The following is a 19743-nucleotide window of genomic DNA, read 5'->3' on the forward strand; positions in this document are numbered from 1 at the left end:
AAAGTCGCATACTGCCGTCGACCAGAATGTGAACCATGGCCTGGAGCACCCGTGAGATCGCCGCGCTGTCCGGTACCAGCCTGCGGGCTGTGCGGCACTATCACGACGTCGGCCTTCTCGCCGAGCCCGAACGCCGGACCAACGGCTACAAGCAATACGGGGTGACACATCTGGTGCGTCTCGTGCGTATCAAACGTCTTGTCGACTTGGGCTTCTCACTCACCCAAATCGCGGCGATGGGCGATGCCGACGACCACCCGGCTGCCGAACTGCGCGCCCTGGACAATGAGCTGGCAGCGACCATCGAACAGCTGCAGCAGGCACGCACCGAAGTGCGTCAGATCCTGGACCAGAAGGCGCCGACCGACCTGCCGACGCAGTTCGTGTCACCTCGCGCGGTCGCCACACTGTCCGAGGCCGACCGCTCGCTCGTCGTTCTGTTGTCGCGGGTCCTGGGTCCCCAGGGCCTGCAGATCTATGCCCACCTGCTCGAGAATGCCCCAGACGACCCCGTGGCCCACGAGTACGATGAACTGGATCCCGATGCCGACGAGCGCACCCGCGCGGACCTCGCCGAACGCCTGGTGCCCTACCTGCTGTCGGTGCGCGCGGCACATCCGGGGCTCGTGGACTCGCACGCCGACGCCCCCGGCGGGGCGCAGTTCGCCGGCAGGGCCATCAACGAGGCCATGCAGGAACTCTATAGCGAAGCGCAGCTCGACGTGCTGCGCCGCAGCGGCGACATCATCCGAGCGACCACTGCGGAAGCGGCAACGGAGCCAGACGGTAGGTAGGCGGTTCGGTCCCGTGGAGGTGGGCCACGAAATAGTCCCAGGTGCGGCGGTAGGCGTAGTGCTGGTAGCCGAACAGCGCGTGTTCGGTGCCCGGAATGAGGATCAGGTCGAAGTCTTTGTCCGCCTTGATGAGTGCGTGCGCCAGGCGCATCGTTTGGTAGGGATGGGCGTTGTCGTCGAGTTCGCCGTGGATCAGCAGTAGCTTGCCCCGCAGTTCGTCCGCCAGGTGAGTGTTCGAGATCGCCTTCCTCCCGTTGTCGCTGAGGTCGCCGTGGTAGTGCTCGGCCCACATGGCCAGGTTGACGGTGTTGTCGTGGTTACCGGACACCGCCACCGCAACCCGATAGAAGTCCGGGTACGTGAGCAATGCCCTGGCGGCGGCGAAGGCACCGGCCGACAGACCCGTTATCCCGACGCGCTCGGTGTCCAACCAGCTGTGCCGCCGACCCAGTTCGCGAATCGCGGCCACGCGGTCGTCGAGAGCGCCAGCATTGCCCATGTCGCGGTAGGAGTGGTCGTGAAAGGCTTTGCTGCGCCCGGCGGTTCCGCGTCCGTCGATCACCACCACGGCAAAACCCAGCGCTGCCAGCGCCTCGGGGTGGCCGACGTGCGGTGAGTCGAATGCGGCCCCCGCGTTCCAGATCTGCGGGCCCGGATAGATGTGCTCGATCACCGGGTAGCGGCGCTGCGGATCGAAACCGTGTGGACGCCAGAGCAATCCGTAGATGCGGGTTCTGCCGTCGGCGGCGATGGTGCAGAACCGCTCCGGCGCGCTCCAGCCCTGCGCCTCCAGCGCTGAGGCGGAAGGCGCCTCGAGTTCGACCAGCAGTTGGCCGTCCCCGTCGCGTACCACCGTGTGCGGAGGGCGGTTGGGTGAGGATGCCCGTTGGACGAAGTAGTCGCCGCCGTCGGGACTGACCGCGTCATGGTCGAGGGTGTCGTCCTTGGTGAGCCGCACAAAACCCTGGCCGTCGAGCCCGATCCGGCAGATCTGGCGTACATAGGGATCGTCGGCGACGAGGCCGGCAGCGACGAACCATACCTGCCGGCGCTGTTCGTCGACCCAGAGCACCTTTCGCACCGGCCACTGCCCGGTGGTGATCTGCCGGACCTCTTGCCCGTCGGGCGAATAGAGATAGAGATGGCCCCAGCCGTCGCGTTGCGACCACCACACGATCTCACCGGAGTCCAGCACCCGGGTCATCGTTGGTTCTCCCAGCTGGGGCGTCGGGTCCACCCGCGTCTCACCGGATTCGCTGATCAGGGTGGTGACGGTTCCGGTGGCCGGGTCCAGGCGGCGCAGCTCCAGCGTGCGGGCGTCGCGGGAATGGTTCAGGAAGTGCACCGCGTCACCCGATGTGCCGGTCCACCAGGCGTACATGACGGCGGTGCCGTGCATGATGACGGTGGGTTCGGCCTGCCGGACCACGGTGCGTTCTGCCACGTGGAGGACATTCCAGGTCAGCATTGCCTGCGCCTGCTCGCCCGGCATGGTGTATCGGGTGCGGTGCTCGACCGGTCTGCCGCCGTCGGAGGGCGACGATTCGACCAGCACCAGCTCGGGCAGGGCACGCTGGTCGATGCGCTGGGCCAGGATCCGGGTCGAATCCGGTGACCATTGCACGGCGAACAGGGGCGGCAGCCCAAGCACTCGCATCAGCGCTCTTCCGCCGGTCGCGTCGGCCATCCCGCCGTATTCGAAGTACGGTTCGGCGTCGTCGGTGAGGGGGAATTCCTGCTCACCGTCGCGGGATCGGACCCAGATGTTGCCGTCGCGACCGAACGCCACCCACGACTTGTCGGGCGACTCCACCTCCCCGGGCAACGCGCGGTCGCTGCGGTCGGCCCGTTCGCAGGTGCCCGCGCCGGGCGACCACACCCACCATGACCCCAACGCGGAGAAGCCGACCGTCCCGTCGTCACCCAACTCGACGGCGCTGATCGGGAGATCATCGGCGCTGACCGCATGACCGGAAGCCAAGGACAACGCCGCGGCCAGCCTGTCGTGGTCGAACGCGTCGTCTCGGCTGCCGTTGCGGGGATCCACCACGACAAAGCGCGACTCGACCTGGTACCAGAAACGGTGTCCGTCCGGAAGCCACTGCGGCTGTACCGCTGCTCCGGGCACGCGACGTGCCCGGTACGGGGCCAGCATCTGTTCAGCGCGGGCGTAGTCGGCGGCGGTCAAGGTCGTCTTGTGAGGGGCCGCTATGGCATCGGAGTTCACAGGCACAATGCAACAGCAGGACGTAACGGCACAGTCAAGGCCGTGGTTGACCCGGCCGCGGCGGGGCGGTCTGTGCTGACCCGGAAAGTGCAGACTCGCGGGGCCGGTTGAAGATACCTCGGTTGACGACGTTTCGAATCGGTCGTCTTGTCTGTCACGCCCGGCTGTACGTCGGAGTCGATGACTTTGGTTGCGGCGCTGTGGATTAAGCAAGTACCGTTCTGGGTTGTCAGAGTGTGATCGAGCATGCTTCCCTTCGGGTCCGGACAGCAGCCCGTCAACGGATGAGCTTTGTCGAGGGTCTGCGTTCGCGGCTCGCCGAACTGCCAAACTCCCACTAGGAACAGGACTTGCACATGAGCGGTGTCGTACACATTCACTCCCACGGTGGCCCGGAAGTGCTGCAGTTCAGCGACCGCACTCTTCCCCCACCGAAACATGGCGAGGTTCAGCTGACCCATGATCACATCGGCGTGAACTACGTCGACCTCATCTTCCGTGCAGGAATCTTCCCGTTGCGCGACTTTCCGGCAGTGTTGGGTATGGAGGGCGCCGGGAGGGTCACCGAGGTGGCGGATGAAGCCTCACGATGGAACGTCGGAGACCGTGTCGCCTATTGGACCGACCTCGGTGCCTACGCCGAACAACGCCTCATCGACGGCGGCCAGCTGGTCGCCTTACCTGACGACATCACCACCGAAGCAGCTGCTGCAGTGCTGTCCAAGGGCATGCTGGTATGGGCACTGATCAATCTCATCGTCGAGGTCAAACCCGGGGATATCGTGGTCGTCGGGCCGGCCGCCGGCGGGGTGGGCACTTTGTTGACCAGGTGGCTGACCGTGTCGGGCGTTCGCGTGATCGGCATCGTCGGCTCCCAGGACAAAGCAGCGCAAGTGCGTGAGGCCGGCATCGAAAACGTGGTTGTCTCTGCACAACCCGGTTCTGCTGCTCGCGACGTCAGCGCCATCGTCGGTGCCCGAAGCATCGACGTGCTCTTCGACGGCGTGGGAGGTCCGGGCTTCGCCACACTCTGGCCGCTCGTGAAGCCTGGCGGCACGGCTGTCTTGTACGGTCATGCCGCAGGGCTGCCCCCTGTTGACCCAAGCGACCTCGCCGCGCGGAATGTACGCTTTGTGCAGCCCAGCAGTGGTCAGTACGTCAACACCCCTGATCTCGTCGCTGCCGGGTCTGCTGCCATCTTCAACGCGTTACGAGACGGCATCTTCGGCACCTTGGCCCCCACCGTCTATCCGCTCGCAGAGGCACGACAGGCCCATGCGGACATCGGGTCACGCAGAACCACCGGCAGCGTACTGCTCACGCCGTGAGTCCAACCCTCGCCCCACCCCCATCGAGTGCCCCACCTCAGATCGAAAGTCGTTGTCTATGAACAGCATTTCTCGAAGAAGCGTGCTGACCGGCGGGCTCGCCATCACCGCCTTGACGGTGGCCCACCCATTGAGCGCAGATGCCCGGCCCGCACCCGACGTCGTGGGCTACCTCCTCGAGGCCGAACGACGTCACCAGGCCCGGATAGGTCTGTACGCACTGGATCTCAAGACCCACAAGACCATCGCACACCGGAACCACGAGCGGTTCGCGATGTGCTCCTCGGTCAAGACCTACGTTGCCGCGCGCGTTCTGCAGAAGGCGGAGCGCGGGGAGCTCGCACTCACCGACTCGGTCGTGGTTCACGGCGCCGACATTGTTTCCAACTCCCCGGTCACCGAAACCTGGGTCGGCCGCAGCATCCCCGTCGCCGATCTGTGCGCAGCTGCGCTTCAGAAGAGCGACAATGCCGCCACCAACTACCTGCTCAAGGCCGTGGGGGGCCCGCCGGCAATCACGGAGTTCGCCCGCAGTATCAGCGACAACGAGACTCGCCTCGATCGCTGGGAGACGGAGCTGAACTCCGCCATACCCGGGGATGTGCGCGACACCAGCACGCCACAGGCGCTCGGCGACGGCAACCGAGCGCTACTGGAGGGGACAGCTTTGACTCTGGAGTCCCGCCGGCAACTGATCGAGTGGATGGTGGCCAACACCACCTCCAGTCTGCGTCCGGGGATGCCGCCGGAGTGGATCCTGGCCGACAAGACCGGTGGCGGTGGGTATGGCTCCACCAACGATGTCGGGCTCGGTTTCGGACCCGGCGGTCAACAGGTCGTGCTGTCGGTCATGATGCGCTCCGCCACAGACAATCCCAACGCCGACGGGTTCCGACCTGTCATGGCCGAGATCGCCGCCGTGGTGATGTCGGCCCTCGCCGGCTGACCCAGAGCAGTGCGACTGAGATGCGAGCCACGCTGGTGTGCCCTTGAGTATGACGCAACGGCAGGGGTTGAACTCGGATGGTGAGCACCCACGTTCGTCCAGCCAAAGACCCCGCCACCACCCCACCGACATTGATCGCTGTCGAAGAGTTCTTCGGTCTACCCCGCCGCGCCCGGGCCCTGCTGTCCCCGGATGGCAGAAGTGTCGCCTACCTCGCCCCATGGCGTGGCCGTCTCAACCTGCATCTGCGTGCGCCGGACTCCGACTGGAGCTCCCCCGACGGCGACTGCCCCGAAGTCCGGCGCATTACCTCCGACGACCGACGCAACATCGACACGTTCTACTGGTCCAGCGACGGACGTTACCTGCTGTTCCACCAGGACACCGACGGCGATGAGAACTGGCACCTGTACCGCGCCGATCCGAACCGACCCGACGAGCCCGCGGTTGACCTGACTCCCTACGACGGGGTCCGCCTGCTCGACGCCCAGATAGTTCTGGATCAACCGGGCACGGCCTTCGTCTCGCTCAACATGCGCCGCCCCGAGCTGGCCGACTTCTATGAGCTCGACCTGGCCACCGGTCGATTGACGTTGGTTGCGCACAATCCCGGTGACGTCGTGTCCTGGATGCGCACCCCGGGGCGGCTGCTCGCGTTCACTATGGAGGACGGCGGTGCCCATGTTCTGTCGGAATGGGTCGACGGTGACCGGGCCCCTATCACGCGGTTCAGCGGGGCCGACGTCCTCTTGGCGGTCACTCCCACTGTGCCGACCCCGGACGGGACCGGGCTGTGGATCGGTTCGTCCCGCGGCTCGGACCGCACGCGCCTGGTCCGACTGGACCTGCGCACCGGCGAGCAGATCGGGGTGGACAGCCACCCGATCTTCGACCTCGACACTCCCCGGCCCGAGGCTGACCGCCGCTTTCCGCCCTCCCTGATCCTGCACCCGGGAACCGGCGAACTTCTTGGTGCCCGATACCTCGGCGCACGTCAAGAGATCCACCCACTGGACCCGCATTTCGCCGCGGTACTGCCGCGGCTGGCTGAGCTCTCCGACGGAGACCCCGCCCACATATCCTGCGATGCCACAGCCCAACGATGGGTGGTCGATTTCACCCACGACCGCGATCCCGGAGTCACCTGGTTCTACGACCACCGCACCGGCGAGGCGCGCTGCCTGTTCCGGCCCTTTCCCCATCTCGACCCGACCCAGCTAGCGCCCGTCACGCCGATCAGCGTCACGGCTCGCGACGGACTGACCTTGCCCTGCCACCTCACCTTGCCGAAAGGGGTTGAACCACGGTGCCTACCGACCGTACTGCTGGTCCACGGCGGACCTTGGTATCGCGACAGCTGGTGCTACGACCCCGAGGTACAGCTTCTTGCCAACCGCGGTTATGCAGTGTTGCAGGTCAACTTTCGGGGTTCGACGGGGTACGGTAAGGCCCATACTCAGGCCGCGATAGGTCAGTTCGCCGGACGTATGCACGACGATCTCATCGACGCCCTCGACTGGGCGATCAGCCGAGGTCACACCGACCCGGACCGGGTTGCCATCTACGGTTGCTCCTACGGTGGTTATGCAGCCCTGGTTGGGGCCGCGTTCACCCCGGACCGATTCGCCGCCGCGGTCAGCTACACCGGCATGTCGGACCTCGTCGATCTGGTCGAATCGGTTGTCCCGTTCGCTCGTCGGCTCGTGGAAAACAGCTACGTACGATACATCGGAGATCCGGAGAACCCTGCCCAGCGTGCCGATATGCTCGCTCGCTCACCGATCAGCCGAGTCGACGACATCACCGCGCCGATACTGTTGATCCACGGCGCCAACGATGTTCGTGTCGCGAGACGCCACGCCGACCGCATCGCCGAGTCTCTCACCGCCCGCGGCGCCGAGATCGAGTACCTGCTGAACGCAACCGAAGGCCATTGGTTCATCAATCCGGACAGCAACATCGAGCTGTATCGGACGCTCGAGCGGTTTCTGGCACGTCACCTGGGCGGACGCGTGTGAAGTCCACATCGACCTGCCTGTGATACCGCGCCGGAAGGTCAATCGGAGCTCCCGCCAGCTTGGTGACGGATACGTCATCTGTGCGTCACCGTGTTCCGCGAGATGTCAGGATCTTCGGGCAAGTGACCGCAGGAGAGACGACGCGATCAACACCCGGTAACTATCCGGTGAGCAACCACGCTCAACCGTAGACAACCCTGGTTGTCATCATTACCGTGGGGAGCACCTCGCACTGACGGGAGGCGCGATGACCACCACCCCGGCCGATCCCCTCGGCCCCGATTCCCTGACCTGGAAGTACTTCGGCGACCTGCGCACGGGTCTGCTCGGGGTGTGGATCGGGGCGATCCAGAACATGTACCCCCAGCTGGGCGCCGGTGTGGAAGACCATTCCATCCTCAAACGCGAGCCGCTGCAGCGCGTGGCCCGCTCGGTCTACCCGATCATGGGTGTGGTCTACGACGGTGATCGCGCAGGCCAGACCGGAGCACAGATCAAAGGCTTCCACACCACCATCAAGGGCACGGACACCCGGGGACGCCGCTATCACGCGCTGAACCCCGAGACGTTCTACTGGGCGCATGCCACCTTCTTCATGCTGATCGTCAAGACGGCCGAGTACTTCTGCGGCGGGCTCACCGACGCCGAGAAACGCCAGCTGTTCGACGAGCACGTTCAGTGGTATCGCCAGTACGGGATGAGCATGCGCCCGGTACCCCAGACCTGGGACGAGTTCTGCGAGTACTGGGAACGCACCTGCCGCGACGAACTGGAGATCAATCAAGCGACCCGGGACATCTTCACCATCCGGATCCCGAAGCCGAAGTTCGTGCCGATGCCCACCCCGCTGTGGGACCAGCTGTTCTCACCGATGGTGGCCGCTCAGCGGTGGATTGCGGCGGGGGTGTTCGACGAGGCGGTGCGGGAGAAGGCCGGGATGCGCTGGACGCCCGGGGACGAGGTGCTGCTACGGCTGTTCGGCAAGGCGGTGCAGGTGGCGTTCCTTGCTGTGCCCGACGAGATCCGGCTGCATCCTCGTGCGCTCGCCGCCTACCGCCGCGCTTCCGGGGCGGACCCGGTGGATGCTCCATTGGTGGAGGCACCGTTTTTCATGGACCCCCCGCGTGACCGCAAGGGCATGCCGATGCATTATGTGCCCAAGCGCCGTTCGCCCATCCCCAAGGTCCTGACCGAGACCGCCGGGTCGTTGATGCACACGACGTTCTCACTGGCCGGATTCCGCCCCGCCCGGGGCCGGCGTCCGGCCGCCTGACCCGACCGACCCGACACAACCGAATCGAGAAAACACACATGATCGAGTGGTCCGACGTCGACCTCGCGGTGCAGGACGCCGTGCGCCAGTTCGTCGACAAGGAGATCCGTCCGCACATCGACGCCCTCGAGAGCGGCGAGATGGAGCCCTATCCGATCATCCGGAAACTGTTCTCCTCCTTCGGTATCGACGCCATGGCCAAGGAGTCACTGGAGAAGCGGCTGGCGAAGCTACGGGCCGGTGACACCGCGAAGTCCAGCGGAGGCGGCGGGATGTTCGGCGGCGAGCAGGGCGGCATGGGCTTCGTCGTGATCAGCGAACTGTGCCGGGTCTCGATGGGCGTGGTCACCGGCATGGGCGTCAGCCTGGGCCTGACCGTACCCACCATCCAGAGCCGCGGCACCCTGGCCCAGCAGGAGCGCTGGCTGCCCGAACTGGTCACCTACGAGAAGGTGGGCGCTTGGGCGATCACCGAACCGGACTCCGGGTCCGATGCCTTCGGCGGCATGAAGACCTGGGTGGCTCGTGCCACCGATGGATCAGGCGACTACATCCTCAACGGTCAGAAGACGTTCATCACCAACGGGCCCGATGCCGACGTCGTGGTGGTCTACGCCAAGCTCGACGAGGGCGACCCCAGCGTGGACAAGCGCGACCGCAAGGTGTTGACCTTCGTGCTCGACAAGGGCATGGAGGGTTTTGTGCAGTCGAAACCGTTCCGCAAAATGGGAATCCACTCGTCGCGCACCGGTGAGCTGTTTTTCAACAATGTCCGACTGGGGCGGGATCGACTGCTCGGCGAGACCGAGGGCGAGGCCGGCGGTGCCGATCAGGGCCGCGACAGCGCCCGCTCCAACTTCTCGGCCGAGCGCATCGGGGTAGCCGCGATGGCCCTGGGCGTCATCGAGGAATGCCTGCGCCTGTCGGTGGACTACGCGCGCACACGCACACTGTGGGGCAAGGAGATCGGCCAATTCCAGCTGATCCAGCTCAAGCTGGCCAACATGGAAGTCGCGCGGATGAATGTGCGCAACATGCTGTTCCGCGTCATCGAAGCCGGTCAGTCCGGGACGGCCATCTCACTGTCCGAGGCGTCGGCCATCAAATACTACTGCTCGCAGGCTGCCACCGATGTGGCCATGGAAGCAGTCCAGCTGTTCGGCGGCAACGGGTACATGACCGAGTACCGCGTGGAGCAGCTGGCCCGCGACGCCAAGTCACTGATGATCTACGCGGGCAGCAACGAAGTGCAGATCACCCATGTCGCCAAGGGGTTGCTGCGGGATTACTGACGCCGCCGTTCACCGAACCAGGTTACGCAGCTCCCTGCCGTCGGCGAACCGCGTCACCTGATCGCGCACCAGCGCCTGGATCCGAGGCTGCAGCGCCCGTGAGCGTGCGCCGACGTGTGGTGTGAGCACACAGTTCGGTGCGTCCCACAGCGGACTGTCTGCCGGCGGGGGCTCGGGATCGGTGACATCCAGTGCCGCGGAGATCCGTCCGGCGTTCAGTGCCTTCAGGAGATCTTCGGTGACCACCACGGCCCCGCGGGCGACATTGATCAGCAGGGCACCCGGCTTCAGCAGGTCCAGGAACGCCTTGTCGACCATGCCGCGGGTTTCGTCGGTCAGAGGTACCGCCAGGATCACCACATCGGCGCCCGGCAGAACCTCCGGCAGTGCGGACATCGCGCGCACGCCCACTCTCGCGGTCCGCGCGATCCCCACCACCTCCGCCTCGAACGCCCGGAGACGGGCGCCGATTGCCGAACCCACCGAGCCGAAGCCGATCACGACCACGCGTTGGTCAGCAAGGCCCTGTGACACCCGAGGCCGCCATCGGCGTTCGGCCTGGTCGTGGAGGTAGTCCGGCAGGTCGCGTGTCATGGTCAGCGCCAGCGCCACCGCCAGTTCCGCGGTGGCAGTATCGTGCACTCCCCTGCCGCTGCACAACCGCACGCCCGGCGGCACGAAGGGCGCCACCCGCTCGGTCCCGGCAGCCTGGCTCTGGACCACCGCAAGCCGCGGCATCCGTCGCAGCGCTCTCAGTTGCGCGTCCGTGGCCCCGTACGGCAGCACCACGAACTCCACCTCGTCGAGACCTGTTGCGGCCGAACCCAGCTCGACCAGCTCACACCGGATCCCGGCCGGGACCGGCCACGACGGCTCGAACGGGAGCCAGACCAGTCGGCGGCTCAACGCACCTGGAATTTGGCATCGCGCCACGCGAACGCCGCGCGCATGCCCTCCGCCTCGGCGATCCTGTCGAACTCCTCCCGCTCGGCGGAGGTGCTCGACTGCAACATCACGAACGTCTCCCGCCCGGCGTCGATGGCCGCGCGGATGCCCTGCACCTCGTAGGTGCGGTTGAAGGCCCTCTTGTTCATCGCCACCGACACCGGTGGCGACTTGGCCAGGTCCGCCGCCATCTCGAAGACGGTGCGCTCCAGACTATCTGGTTCCACGACCAGATTGACCATGCCCAGCTCGAGAGCCTCTGGTGCAGCGACCCGCCGGCCGGTGAGGATCAGTTCACGGGCCTTCTTCATCCCCACGATCCAGGGCAGGATGTTGAACGGCGGCGAGGCCTGGAACTGCACGTCAGGAATGCCGAACTGGGCGTCGGTGGAGGCAATCGTCAGATCGCAGACCATCGCCAGTTCGTTGGCCCCGCCCAGGCAGTATCCGTGTACCTGGGCGATCCACGGCAACCGGCTGTTCCAGATACGCCACCACGGAGCCGCATTGCGCTCGGTGTAGGACAGCAGGTCCGGTGGGGTCTCCCGGGGGATCAGCTCATCGGTCATGTCATGACCGGCCGAGAACGCGCGACCGGCGCCGCGGATCACGGCCGCCCGGATATCGTTGTCGCGCTCCAGTTCATCGATCGCGCGGCCCAATTCGGCGAACATCCGCTCGTCGATGGCGTTGAGCACCTTCGGGCGGTTCAGGGTGACGATTCCCAGGTACTCACGCTTGGTCACGTCGATGGTGTCGAAAACGGGCATCAGGCTCCTCGCCAGGTGTGTACGTCGTTGCACGGTCAACAGAAGATCAGGCGGGCATATCAACCCAACGCCGACCGGGAATGGCGCGCAACAGCTCTCGGGTATAACTCTGCTGCGGATCACCGAAGATGGCGTCGACGCTCCCGGTTTCGACGAGTTTCCCGTGCCGCATCACCGCCACGTGATCGGACACCTGTCGGACCACTGCCAGATCGTGGGAGATGAACAGGTACGCCAGGGCGCGTTCTTCCTGCAACTGCACCAACAGCTCCAGAATCTGCGCCTGCACGGTGACGTCGAGAGCGGACACCGCCTCGTCACAGACGATGAACTCCGGATCGAGCGCCAAGGCGCGGGCGATGGCGACCCGCTGCCGCTGACCACCGGACAGCTCGGCGGGCAGGCGCCGCAGCATCGCACTCGGCAACGCCACCTGTTCCACCAATTCGGCGGCCCGTGAAGCCCGCTCGTGCTTGTCGCCGATACCGAAGGCGGTCAGCGGTTCGGTGATGATCTGCTCGACGGTGAACCGCGGATCCAATGAGGCATAGGGGTTTTGGTATACCAGCTGCATGCGACGCCGCATCTGACGCATCTCCTTGGCGGGCAGACCGGTGACGTCGATGCCGTCGAAGTCCACCTGCCCACTGGTGGGCGTCTCCAGACGCAGCACCATCCGTGCCGTGGTGCTCTTACCTGAACCCGATTCCCCCACCAGGCTCAGGGTCTGGCCGCGCCGTAGTTCGAAGGAGACACCGTCGACAGCACGCAGCGTACGGGGGCCCGTTGCCGTGCGGGGCAGCGCGAACTCCTTGCTGAGTTCGTTGACCGCCAGCAGCGCCGGTGTCGGCACGGTGCGGTCGGCAACCGGATCCGGCGCCGTTGCGGTGGTCCGGGACCGGCCGAGCCGGGCACTGGACATACTGGGCGCATTGGACAGCAACGTCCGGGTGTAGTTGTGCTGTGGCGACTGCAGAACCCGAGCGGTGGCACCGGACTCGACCACCCGTCCCCGCGACATCACCACGATGGTGTCGGCACGATCAGCAGCCACACCCAGGTCGTGGGTGATCAGCAGCATCGCAGTGCCGGTGTCGCGGGTCAACTGCTCGATGTGATCCAGAATCTGGCGCTGCACCGTGACATCGAGGGCGCTGGTCGGTTCATCGGCGATGATGAGTTTCGGCTTGGCGGCCATCGCGGCGGCGATCAGGACCCGCTGTCGCATCCCACCCGACAGTTGATGGGGATACTGGCGTGCCCGGGCCTCCGGATCGGTGAGACCGGCCTGCTCGAGCAACTCCACCGCACGTGCTGCGGCATCGCGGCGGCGCGCCAAACCGTGGATCCGCAGCACTTCGCCGACCTGATCGCCAATTTTCTTCACCGGATTGAGCGAGACGATCGGATCCTGCGGCACCAGACCGATCTGCGCTCCCCTGACTTCCTGCCATTGGCGCTCCGAGAGCGCCGTCAGATCGGTGCCGTCGAACACGATCGACCCGCCGGTGACGGTGCCGTTGCGGGCGAGCATCCCGATCACGGCCTGCGCGCTGGTCGACTTGCCGGAGCCTGACTCCCCCACGATCGCCACCACCTCGCCGGGATGGACATCGAACTCGACGCCCTCGACGGCGGTGAAGGTGCCTTCCGACGTGGTGTAGGAGATGGCCAGGTCCCGGACGCTCAGCAGGGGACCCGAATCAACGGTCGCCATCAGTGCTCCTCTTCGCGTTCGATGGACCGGGCCAACCGGTTGGCTGCCAGCACGATTGCGGTGACCACCAGACCGGGCAGGACGGTCAACCACCATGCCGTGGCCATGTAGTCACGCCCGGCGGAGATGAGCGATCCCCATTCCGGGGCCGGCGGTTGGGCGCCGTAGCCCAGGAAGCTCAGCGACGAGACCGCCAGCACCGCTCCGCCCAATTCCAGGGCCGCCATGGCCAGGACCGGGCCGGTGGAGTTGGGCAGCACGTGACGCACCAGGATCTGGCTGCGTCGCGCACCTACCGCCATGGCCGCTTCGACATAGGTGGCCGTACGGACCCGCATCACCTCCGCGCGCATCAGCCGGGCGAAGCTGGCCACGCTGGCCAACCCGACGGCGATCGCCACATTGGTGGTGCCCGGCCCCAGCACGGTGATCAGCGCCAGGGACAACAGCAGGCTTGGGATCGACATCAGCAGGTCGACAGCACGCATCACCACGGTGTCGACCACACCGCCGAGGAATCCGGCAACGAGGCCGAACAGTGAACCCACACAGAGTGCGATCGCCACGGCGGTCACGATGGCCTGCAAGGACAATCGTGATCCGTACACCAGGCGGGCATAGTTGTCCCGCCCGAGCTGGTCCGTCCCGAACAGGTGCGCCATGCTGGGACCCTGGAGTGCCTCGGACGTCACGCCGGTCATCGGGTCGTACCCGGTGAACAGTCCAGGGAAGAGCGCCCATGCTGCGGCTGTCGCCAGGATCAGCAGTGAGACAACCAGCCCCCAGCTCATGCGCCTACGTAACGCAGCCAGGAAGGTCCTGGCGGTGTGCGCCCGGCGCGACGGTGGGGCCGCAACCGGCTCACCCCCGGCCTGTTGGACGACAATGAGTTCGGTCATGGCACGCGCGCCTCTCGGCCGTCGCTCACGACGACAACCAGGTGTCGTAGAGCTTCAGCCGCGAACCCGAGTCAAAGGTGAACCCCTGGACGGATTCGGTCATGGCCCAGACGTTCACGAAGTCGTGGATCGGGATCAGCACAGCGTCGTCGACGATGAAGTCGAGTGCCTGGCCCAGGATCTGGGTCCGCTCTTCCTGGGAAGGTGCCACCGCCTGGGCCTGCAGTAGGGCATCGAGCTCGCTGGGCGCATTGCGGTACGGGTTCTCGCCTGTGGAATCCAGGATCACCCGCAGGATGTCGGGGTCGGGGCGCGTCCAGTGGGCGTAAATGGTGTCCCAGTCACCGGCGGCCTCCACCGCGTCGGATTCCGAACTGCTCATTGCCCGGATCTCGACACCGATCCCGATCTCGGCCAACTGCTGCTGCATCAGTTCGATGGTGGGCGTCTCGTTGGCATAGAACTGGATGACGTCGAAGGTGACCGCCTGGCCGTTCTTTTCGTACAGACCCGATCCGTTGCGGGTGTATCCGGCCTCTTCCAGGAGCGCCCGCGCCTCATCGGGGTTGTAGGCCAACTGCTCGGACTGGTCGACGAATCCATTGGTGGTCGCGGCCAGCGCCCCCTTGGAGGCAGGGGTCAGATCGGTGAACAGGGTGTCCATCAACTGCTGTCGGTTGATCCCGATCTGCACCGCCTTGCGCACTGCCGGGTCCTGCCAGACGGGCTTCTCACGGTTGAGGAACAGCACCATCGGGATGCCGGGGTTGGCTCTGGCTTCCAGGGCAAAACCCGAGGACTCCAGTACCGGGATGTCCTGGGGCGCGGTGCCGTCGATGATCTCCAGCTCACCGGACTGCAGGCTTCCCACCCGCACGCTGGATTCGGGCACGATCCTGAACTCGATACGGTCCAGGTAAGCGTCACCGGTGTGCTCGGCGAACTCCGAGGACCAGTTGTAGCCCTCCCGCTTGGCCAGGACCGTGGCAGAGTCCGGCGTGCGGCTCTCGACTGTGAACGGGCCGGTGCCGATGAGGCCGTCACCGTTGCACAGCGCCTCTGGTGCAGCCTCCAGAGAGGCCGGCGCCAGCATGCCGAGGGTCGTAGTGGACGTCGCGGTGAGGAACTGAGCGTTGGGCTCGGAGAACCTGACCACCACCGTCCTGGGGTCCGGGGTGTCGATGGACTGAATGCCGGCCACCATCGCTGCGCCGAGCGCGGACAGCGCTCCGAGCTCGGCGATCGACTCGAGGTTGGCCTTGACCACACTCGAGTCGAAGGCGGTGCCGTCACTGAAGGTCACACCGTCGCGGAGCGTGAAGGTGAACTCCGTATTGGTGGGGTTGACCTCCCACGATTCGGCCAGCCACGGTGCCAGCTCCAGGGTCTCGGCGTCCTGGTCGGTCAGTGAGTCGACCACCTGACGGTTCATCGAGATCACGTTGTGATTGCCGGTCTGGTGCGGGTCAAGACAGGCTGCGTCGCTGGAGATCCCGATGCGCAGGGACCCGCCCGCCTGGGGTGGCCCGTCGGCGGCACCGGTGTCCCCTCCGCCGGCGGAACCGCCGGAACCACATGCCACCACCGCGGACGTCAGCAGTGCGGTGAAAGTGATGGCAGCCAGCCGACGCTGCCGGTTGTGACGAGCTTCTGACACGATTGTCTCCTCGAAAATGGTTGATTTCCAGCTGGTTTGGCGTTCCGGCTGGGATGGCAGTTGCGGTGCGTCGCAGGCGCTACGATGCGTCGGCGGTGATCACTACATCGATGATGCGTAGGCCTTTCTGCAAGACGGTGACCGGATTGAATTCGACCTCGGTGACGCGGTCGTCCAGCGAGGCCGCTAGATGGTTCAGTGTCACCAGGAGGGCTCGGAACTGTGCCTCATCGGCCGCGGGGGCACCGCGCACGCCGGCGAGGAACTCCGCGGCGCGCGAGTCGCGCAGCAGGGTGTCGATGTCCCCTTCGGTCAGCGGCGCCAGCGCACTGGCGGCGGAGCCGATGAGTTCGACCAGAATGCCGCCCAATCCGACCGTGACGAGCATGCCGAATGCCGTCCGCCGCAGGGACACCAAGAGTTCCACTCCGGGCGCCACCATCTCCTCGACGAGGTACCCGTCGACCCGTGCCGCCGGCGCACCCGCACCGACGGCCGCCTGCATCGCCGCGAACGCGGCACGCATCTCGTCGGCAGAACCGATACCCAGCACCACCCCACCGACTTCCGTCTTGTGAGTGATGTCCGGTGATGACACCTTGAGTGCCACCGGGAATCCCATGCGCTGCGCCGCGGCTGCCGCAGCCTGGGCGTCGGTGACGAGTTCCCCACCGGGCACCGGCAGCCCGTACGCCGACACCAGGTCACGGGGCGTCAGCCCGGGCAATTCGATCGGGACGACCGACTCGGCAGACTCCGCCGCTGCCTGGCGGGCCCGGGCGCGGTCGACGAGTCCCGGGTAGGCCAGCGCGGCACCGGCGGCGACCATGCCTTCCCGGATGCCCTGCAGTCCGGGAACCGGCCCCAATGCTCCGCGGACCAAGGGGTCGATCTCGGCGCCGACGCTGGACAGGAAGAAGATGGGCTTGTCGGTCTCCGCCGCCACCTGCGCGACGTCGCCGGCGATTCTGGCGTAGTTGTGTGCGTGCGGACGATCCAACCCGGTGGGGGCGTCGAGCCCCACTCCGATCAGGCCCACGCCGGGGTCAGCCGTCAGCGCGCGCAGGGCGGCGCGGTACATGTCGCCGTCGTGTACCGCCGTTCCGGTGGCATCCAACGGGTTACGGGGGTTGGCGAAGTCCGGCAGCACTGCCCGCAGCTGAGCCACGGTGGGCTCGGTGAGCTCGGGGAAGGTGATACCTGCATCTGTGGCCAGATCCGACACCAGGGAGTTCTCGCCGCCGGACAGGCTGAGGATGGCCAGCCCGCCGCCGGTGGGAACCGCACCGCGGGAGAACAGCTCGATCGTCTCGGTCATCTCATCGAGGTCTCCGACCACCACCACACCCAATGACTCCGCGAACGCCAGGAATTCGTGATAGCTGCCCACCAGAGCACCGGTGTGTGCTGCTGCGGCCTTGGCACCCACGTCCGTGCGACCGAGCTTCAAGCAGACCACCGGCTTGCCCGCGGCAGCAGCCGCCAGGGCGCCCGAGCGGAACGACTCGACGTCCCTGACGGTCTCGACCACCAGAGCGATCACCTGAACGCCGGGATCGGCCGCGAAATGGCTCAGGAATGCTCCGGCGTCCAGCACAGCCTCATTGCCGGCCGACACGACATGGGAGAATTCGAACCGGCCGCACGACACCATGGCGATGCAGATCGAGCCGGAGTGCGACAAGAGCGCCACATTGCCCGGCGCCATGTCCTCCGGGAGAGTCGAATAGTAGAGTGCAGACCGGTGCGCCGGGGAGAACACCCCCAGACAGTTGGGGCCGGCCAGGGCAATGTCATCGGCGAGGCAGATATCGGTGAGTTGCTGCTGCAGCGCATCGCCCCCGGCCACCTCGGCGAAGCCGGAAGCGTACGTGACCGCGGCTTTCACACCGAGCTTTCCCGCTTCCTGGGCGGCGGTCACCACGCTTTCACCGCCGATGCAGATGATCACCGCGTCGGGCACCGCCGGACCGTCGCCCAATGAGGGGTAACACGGCACCCCGGATATCTCGGTGCGCTTGGGATGCACACCCCAGATGTCGCCGCGGTAGCCGAACCTGCGTAGGTTGGCCAGCGAACCGGCGCCCACGGAGCCCTTGCGGTCCGACAGACCGACAATGGCCACCGAGGACGGCGAGAACAGAGCTGAAATGTTGTCGTCGTTCACTTTTGATTCTTCTTGGCAAGACGTGCCACGAAGGGGTCCAGCTCGATGACGAAGCGTTCATGCGTTCCACGGCCGATCACCTCGACCTCGTCGCGCGCCTCGACCTCGAACGCCACTCGGCGACGGTCGACCTCGGTGACCGTCGCTGTGGCCGTGACCGTCATGCCGACCGGAGTGGCGGCGACATGTGCGACGTCGACCGTGCTGCCCACGGTCTCCTGGCTGGTGGTGATGAACGGAGAGAGCGCGTCCATGGCCGCTTCCTCCATCAGCAGGACCATGTTGGGGGTGGAGAACACCTCGGCCGGTCCCCGTTGAATCGTCCTGGTGCTGTCCACAATCCAGGTGCGGGTGCCCACGGCGCCCACCGGGATGGAGTCGGTCATCTGTTCCTCTCATTGATAACGAGCATCTGGTTCGAAGTGAGATTGAGGTGGCGCAACAGGATTCAGACGCGAGTCAGGGATCGCACGTTGACCCGCGGATCGATCACGGAGTACACGAGGTCGACGATCAGGCTGGTGATCACGAAGATCAGCGCTGAGAGGACCACAACGCCCAGGACCACGGGAATGTCCTGGCGGTTGACCGCAGAGACGACCAGCCTGCCGAGTCCGGTCCGCGAGAACACCGTTTCGGTGACCACCGATCCGGCAATGAGCTGACCCACCAGCAACCCCATCACGGTCAGCGGCGGGATGGCCGCGTTGCGTACGGCATGGTGCAGCAGCACCCGGATGCGGGAGGCGCCTTTGGCCCGTGCCGTCACGACGTACGGCTGCGCCATCGCGGTCCGCAGACTGCGCGCCAGGATCTGTGCTATCGCAGCACCGACGGGAAGCGAAAGCGTCAACATCGGCATGACCAGGCTCTTCCAACCGTTGTTGCCCATCGGCGGGAACCACCCGAGCTGAAACGAGAACAGCTGAATGAGGAGCAGGCCCAACCAGAATGCCGGCACCGACGCCCCGACCGACGGCAACGACAGCAGGATCTGGCGCAGCCAGCTCATGCGGGTGTAGGTACTCAACACTGCCAAGGTGGTACCCCAGAGCACCGCGAAGATCAGTGCGAGCGCCGCGAGCGTGAGGGTGCCGGGAAGAACAGCGGCGATTTCGTCAACCACCGGCTGCCGCGTCTGCAACGACGTGCCGAAGTCTCCCTGAAGGGCGTTGCCCAAGGCGGAGAAGTACTGCACCACCAGCGGACGGTCGAAACCGAACTGCGCGTTGATGGCCGCGATCTGCTCGGGTGAGACCGTGGCGGCGACATTGCCGGCACCACCGGAGTTGAGCACCAGCCGTACCGGGTCAGACGGCATGATGAACAGGATCAGGAATGCGAGGGTGAAGGCCGCCCAGAGGACGAGCATTGCCTGCGCTATTCGCCGGAGTACGTAAAGAAGCACAGCGGCAGTTTAATCACATTGATATTGATGGCGCTACGTTTAGTTCCTGTGAAACTTGTTTCGGCAGCGTGAACTCTTCCAATTCGAGCATTAAGTTACTGCTAGAGAACACTTTTGAAGTCTACTCATGGCCGCAGATGTCGAAAGCCAGTTCCTGTGAGCGCAGCTTTCAGCAAGGTGGCTGAGCTTTCTCAATTACAGTCACACAGAAATTCAATTGGCCATCATGGATTTGCTGCAAGGCATGTACCCAGAGCTCGGGGGCTGATCTCAGCGCCTCACCGGCGGCCCCGTTGGCATAC

At 65.6% G+C, this 19743-nt stretch carries 15 protein-coding genes; 6 read left to right on the forward strand and 9 right to left on the reverse strand.

Annotated features, from left to right (window positions below; translation table 11 throughout):
- Nucleotides 1–35: 35 nt before the first annotated feature.
- Nucleotides 36–794: a MerR family transcriptional regulator gene (locus tag G6N58_RS25795; protein WP_115280964.1), complete on the forward strand. Its 759-nt coding sequence runs from the start codon at nucleotides 36–38 to the stop codon at nucleotides 792–794.
- Here G6N58_RS25795 and G6N58_RS25800 read toward each other — a convergent pair.
- The gene (locus tag G6N58_RS25800) at nucleotides 745–2949 is read right to left on the reverse strand and encodes a S9 family peptidase (protein ID WP_115282059.1); all 2205 of its coding nucleotides are present in this window, start codon (nucleotides 2947–2949) and stop codon (nucleotides 745–747) included. The two genes, G6N58_RS25795 and G6N58_RS25800, sit on opposite strands and share 50 nt — an antisense overlap.
- 428 nt (nucleotides 2950–3377) lie before the next feature.
- Between G6N58_RS25800 and G6N58_RS25805 the strand changes: the two genes are divergently transcribed.
- From G6N58_RS25805 to G6N58_RS25825, 5 genes are all read left to right on the forward strand, one after another.
- Complete coding sequence (locus G6N58_RS25805; RefSeq protein ID WP_115280963.1) at nucleotides 3378–4349, forward strand: zinc-binding dehydrogenase; 972 nt, start codon at nucleotides 3378–3380, stop codon at nucleotides 4347–4349.
- 58 nt (nucleotides 4350–4407) lie between these two features.
- Nucleotides 4408–5295, forward strand: a complete 888-nt coding sequence (gene bla, locus G6N58_RS25810; protein WP_115280962.1) for a class A beta-lactamase — start codon at nucleotides 4408–4410, stop codon at nucleotides 5293–5295.
- Between the two features lie 80 nt (nucleotides 5296–5375).
- Nucleotides 5376–7313: a S9 family peptidase gene (locus tag G6N58_RS25815; RefSeq protein WP_232068009.1), complete on the forward strand. Its 1938-nt coding sequence runs from the start codon at nucleotides 5376–5378 to the stop codon at nucleotides 7311–7313.
- 247 nt (nucleotides 7314–7560) lie between these two features.
- Nucleotides 7561–8586, forward strand: coding sequence for an oxygenase MpaB family protein (locus tag G6N58_RS25820; RefSeq protein WP_115280960.1), 1026 nt, complete (start codon nucleotides 7561–7563; stop codon nucleotides 8584–8586).
- A gap of 38 nt (nucleotides 8587–8624) precedes the next feature.
- Nucleotides 8625–9878 (forward strand): acyl-CoA dehydrogenase family protein, encoded by a 1254-nt coding sequence (locus G6N58_RS25825; protein WP_115280959.1) that lies wholly within the window; start codon nucleotides 8625–8627, stop codon nucleotides 9876–9878.
- Between the two features lie 9 nt (nucleotides 9879–9887).
- Here the strand turns inward: G6N58_RS25825 and G6N58_RS25830 are convergent, their stop codons facing one another.
- The 8 genes from G6N58_RS25830 to G6N58_RS25865 form a co-directional block, all read right to left on the reverse strand.
- A complete protein-coding gene (locus G6N58_RS25830) occupies nucleotides 9888–10784 on the reverse strand; it encodes a 2-hydroxyacid dehydrogenase (protein ID WP_115280958.1) in 897 nt (298 codons plus the stop codon).
- Complete coding sequence (locus tag G6N58_RS25835) at nucleotides 10781–11593, reverse strand: enoyl-CoA hydratase/isomerase family protein (RefSeq protein WP_115280957.1); 813 nt, start codon at nucleotides 11591–11593, stop codon at nucleotides 10781–10783. The genes G6N58_RS25830 and G6N58_RS25835 overlap by 4 nt, the downstream gene beginning before the upstream one ends.
- Nucleotides 11594–11639: 46 nt before the next feature.
- Nucleotides 11640–13310 (reverse strand): ABC transporter ATP-binding protein, encoded by a 1671-nt coding sequence (locus tag G6N58_RS25840; RefSeq protein ID WP_115280956.1) that lies wholly within the window; start codon nucleotides 13308–13310, stop codon nucleotides 11640–11642.
- A complete protein-coding gene (locus G6N58_RS25845; protein WP_115280955.1) occupies nucleotides 13310–14209 on the reverse strand; it encodes an ABC transporter permease in 900 nt (299 codons plus the stop codon). The genes G6N58_RS25840 and G6N58_RS25845 overlap by 1 nt, the downstream gene beginning before the upstream one ends.
- 25 nt (nucleotides 14210–14234) lie before the next feature.
- Nucleotides 14235–15866, reverse strand: coding sequence for an ABC transporter substrate-binding protein (locus G6N58_RS25850; protein ID WP_115280954.1), 1632 nt, complete (start codon nucleotides 15864–15866; stop codon nucleotides 14235–14237).
- 79 nt (nucleotides 15867–15945) lie between these two features.
- Nucleotides 15946–18033 (reverse strand): acetate--CoA ligase family protein, encoded by a 2088-nt coding sequence (locus tag G6N58_RS25855; RefSeq protein WP_115280953.1) that lies wholly within the window; start codon nucleotides 18031–18033, stop codon nucleotides 15946–15948.
- Nucleotides 18030–18419: a thioesterase family protein gene (locus G6N58_RS25860; RefSeq protein ID WP_115280952.1), complete on the reverse strand. Its 390-nt coding sequence runs from the start codon at nucleotides 18417–18419 to the stop codon at nucleotides 18030–18032. The genes G6N58_RS25855 and G6N58_RS25860 overlap by 4 nt, the downstream gene beginning before the upstream one ends.
- A 62-nt stretch (nucleotides 18420–18481) precedes the next feature.
- Nucleotides 18482–19441 carry an ABC transporter permease gene (locus G6N58_RS25865; RefSeq protein WP_115280951.1) on the reverse strand — a complete coding sequence of 320 codons (960 nt, stop codon included), beginning with the start codon at nucleotides 19439–19441 and terminating at the stop codon, nucleotides 18482–18484.
- Nucleotides 19442–19743: the final 302 nt, after the last annotated feature.

This window comes from Mycolicibacterium tokaiense, assembly GCF_010725885.1.
Classification (GTDB): Bacteria; Actinomycetota; Actinomycetes; order Mycobacteriales; family Mycobacteriaceae; genus Mycobacterium; species Mycobacterium tokaiense.

What these genes read in the sequence shown, in the direction of transcription:
- G6N58_RS25805 (WP_115280963.1), top strand. Translation starts at nt 3,378, where the DNA reads ATGAGCGGTGTCGTACACATTCACTCCCACGGTGGCCCGGAAGTGCTG.
- G6N58_RS25840 (WP_115280956.1), bottom strand. Translation starts at nt 13,310, where the DNA reads ATGGCGACCGTTGATTCGGGTCCCCTGCTGAGCGTCCGGGACCTGGCC.
- G6N58_RS25860 (WP_115280952.1), bottom strand. Translation starts at nt 18,419, where the DNA reads ATGACCGACTCCATCCCGGTGGGCGCCGTGGGCACCCGCACCTGGATT.
- G6N58_RS25845 (WP_115280955.1), bottom strand. Translation starts at nt 14,209, where the DNA reads ATGACCGAACTCATTGTCGTCCAACAGGCCGGGGGTGAGCCGGTTGCG.
- G6N58_RS25795 (WP_115280964.1), top strand. Translation starts at nt 36, where the DNA reads ATGGCCTGGAGCACCCGTGAGATCGCCGCGCTGTCCGGTACCAGCCTG.
- G6N58_RS25820 (WP_115280960.1), top strand. Translation starts at nt 7,561, where the DNA reads ATGACCACCACCCCGGCCGATCCCCTCGGCCCCGATTCCCTGACCTGG.
- G6N58_RS25825 (WP_115280959.1), top strand. Translation starts at nt 8,625, where the DNA reads ATGATCGAGTGGTCCGACGTCGACCTCGCGGTGCAGGACGCCGTGCGC.
- G6N58_RS25835 (WP_115280957.1), bottom strand. Translation starts at nt 11,593, where the DNA reads ATGCCCGTTTTCGACACCATCGACGTGACCAAGCGTGAGTACCTGGGA.
- G6N58_RS25800 (WP_115282059.1), bottom strand. Translation starts at nt 2,949, where the DNA reads ATGCTGGCCCCGTACCGGGCACGTCGCGTGCCCGGAGCAGCGGTACAG.
- bla (WP_115280962.1), top strand. Translation starts at nt 4,408, where the DNA reads ATGAACAGCATTTCTCGAAGAAGCGTGCTGACCGGCGGGCTCGCCATC.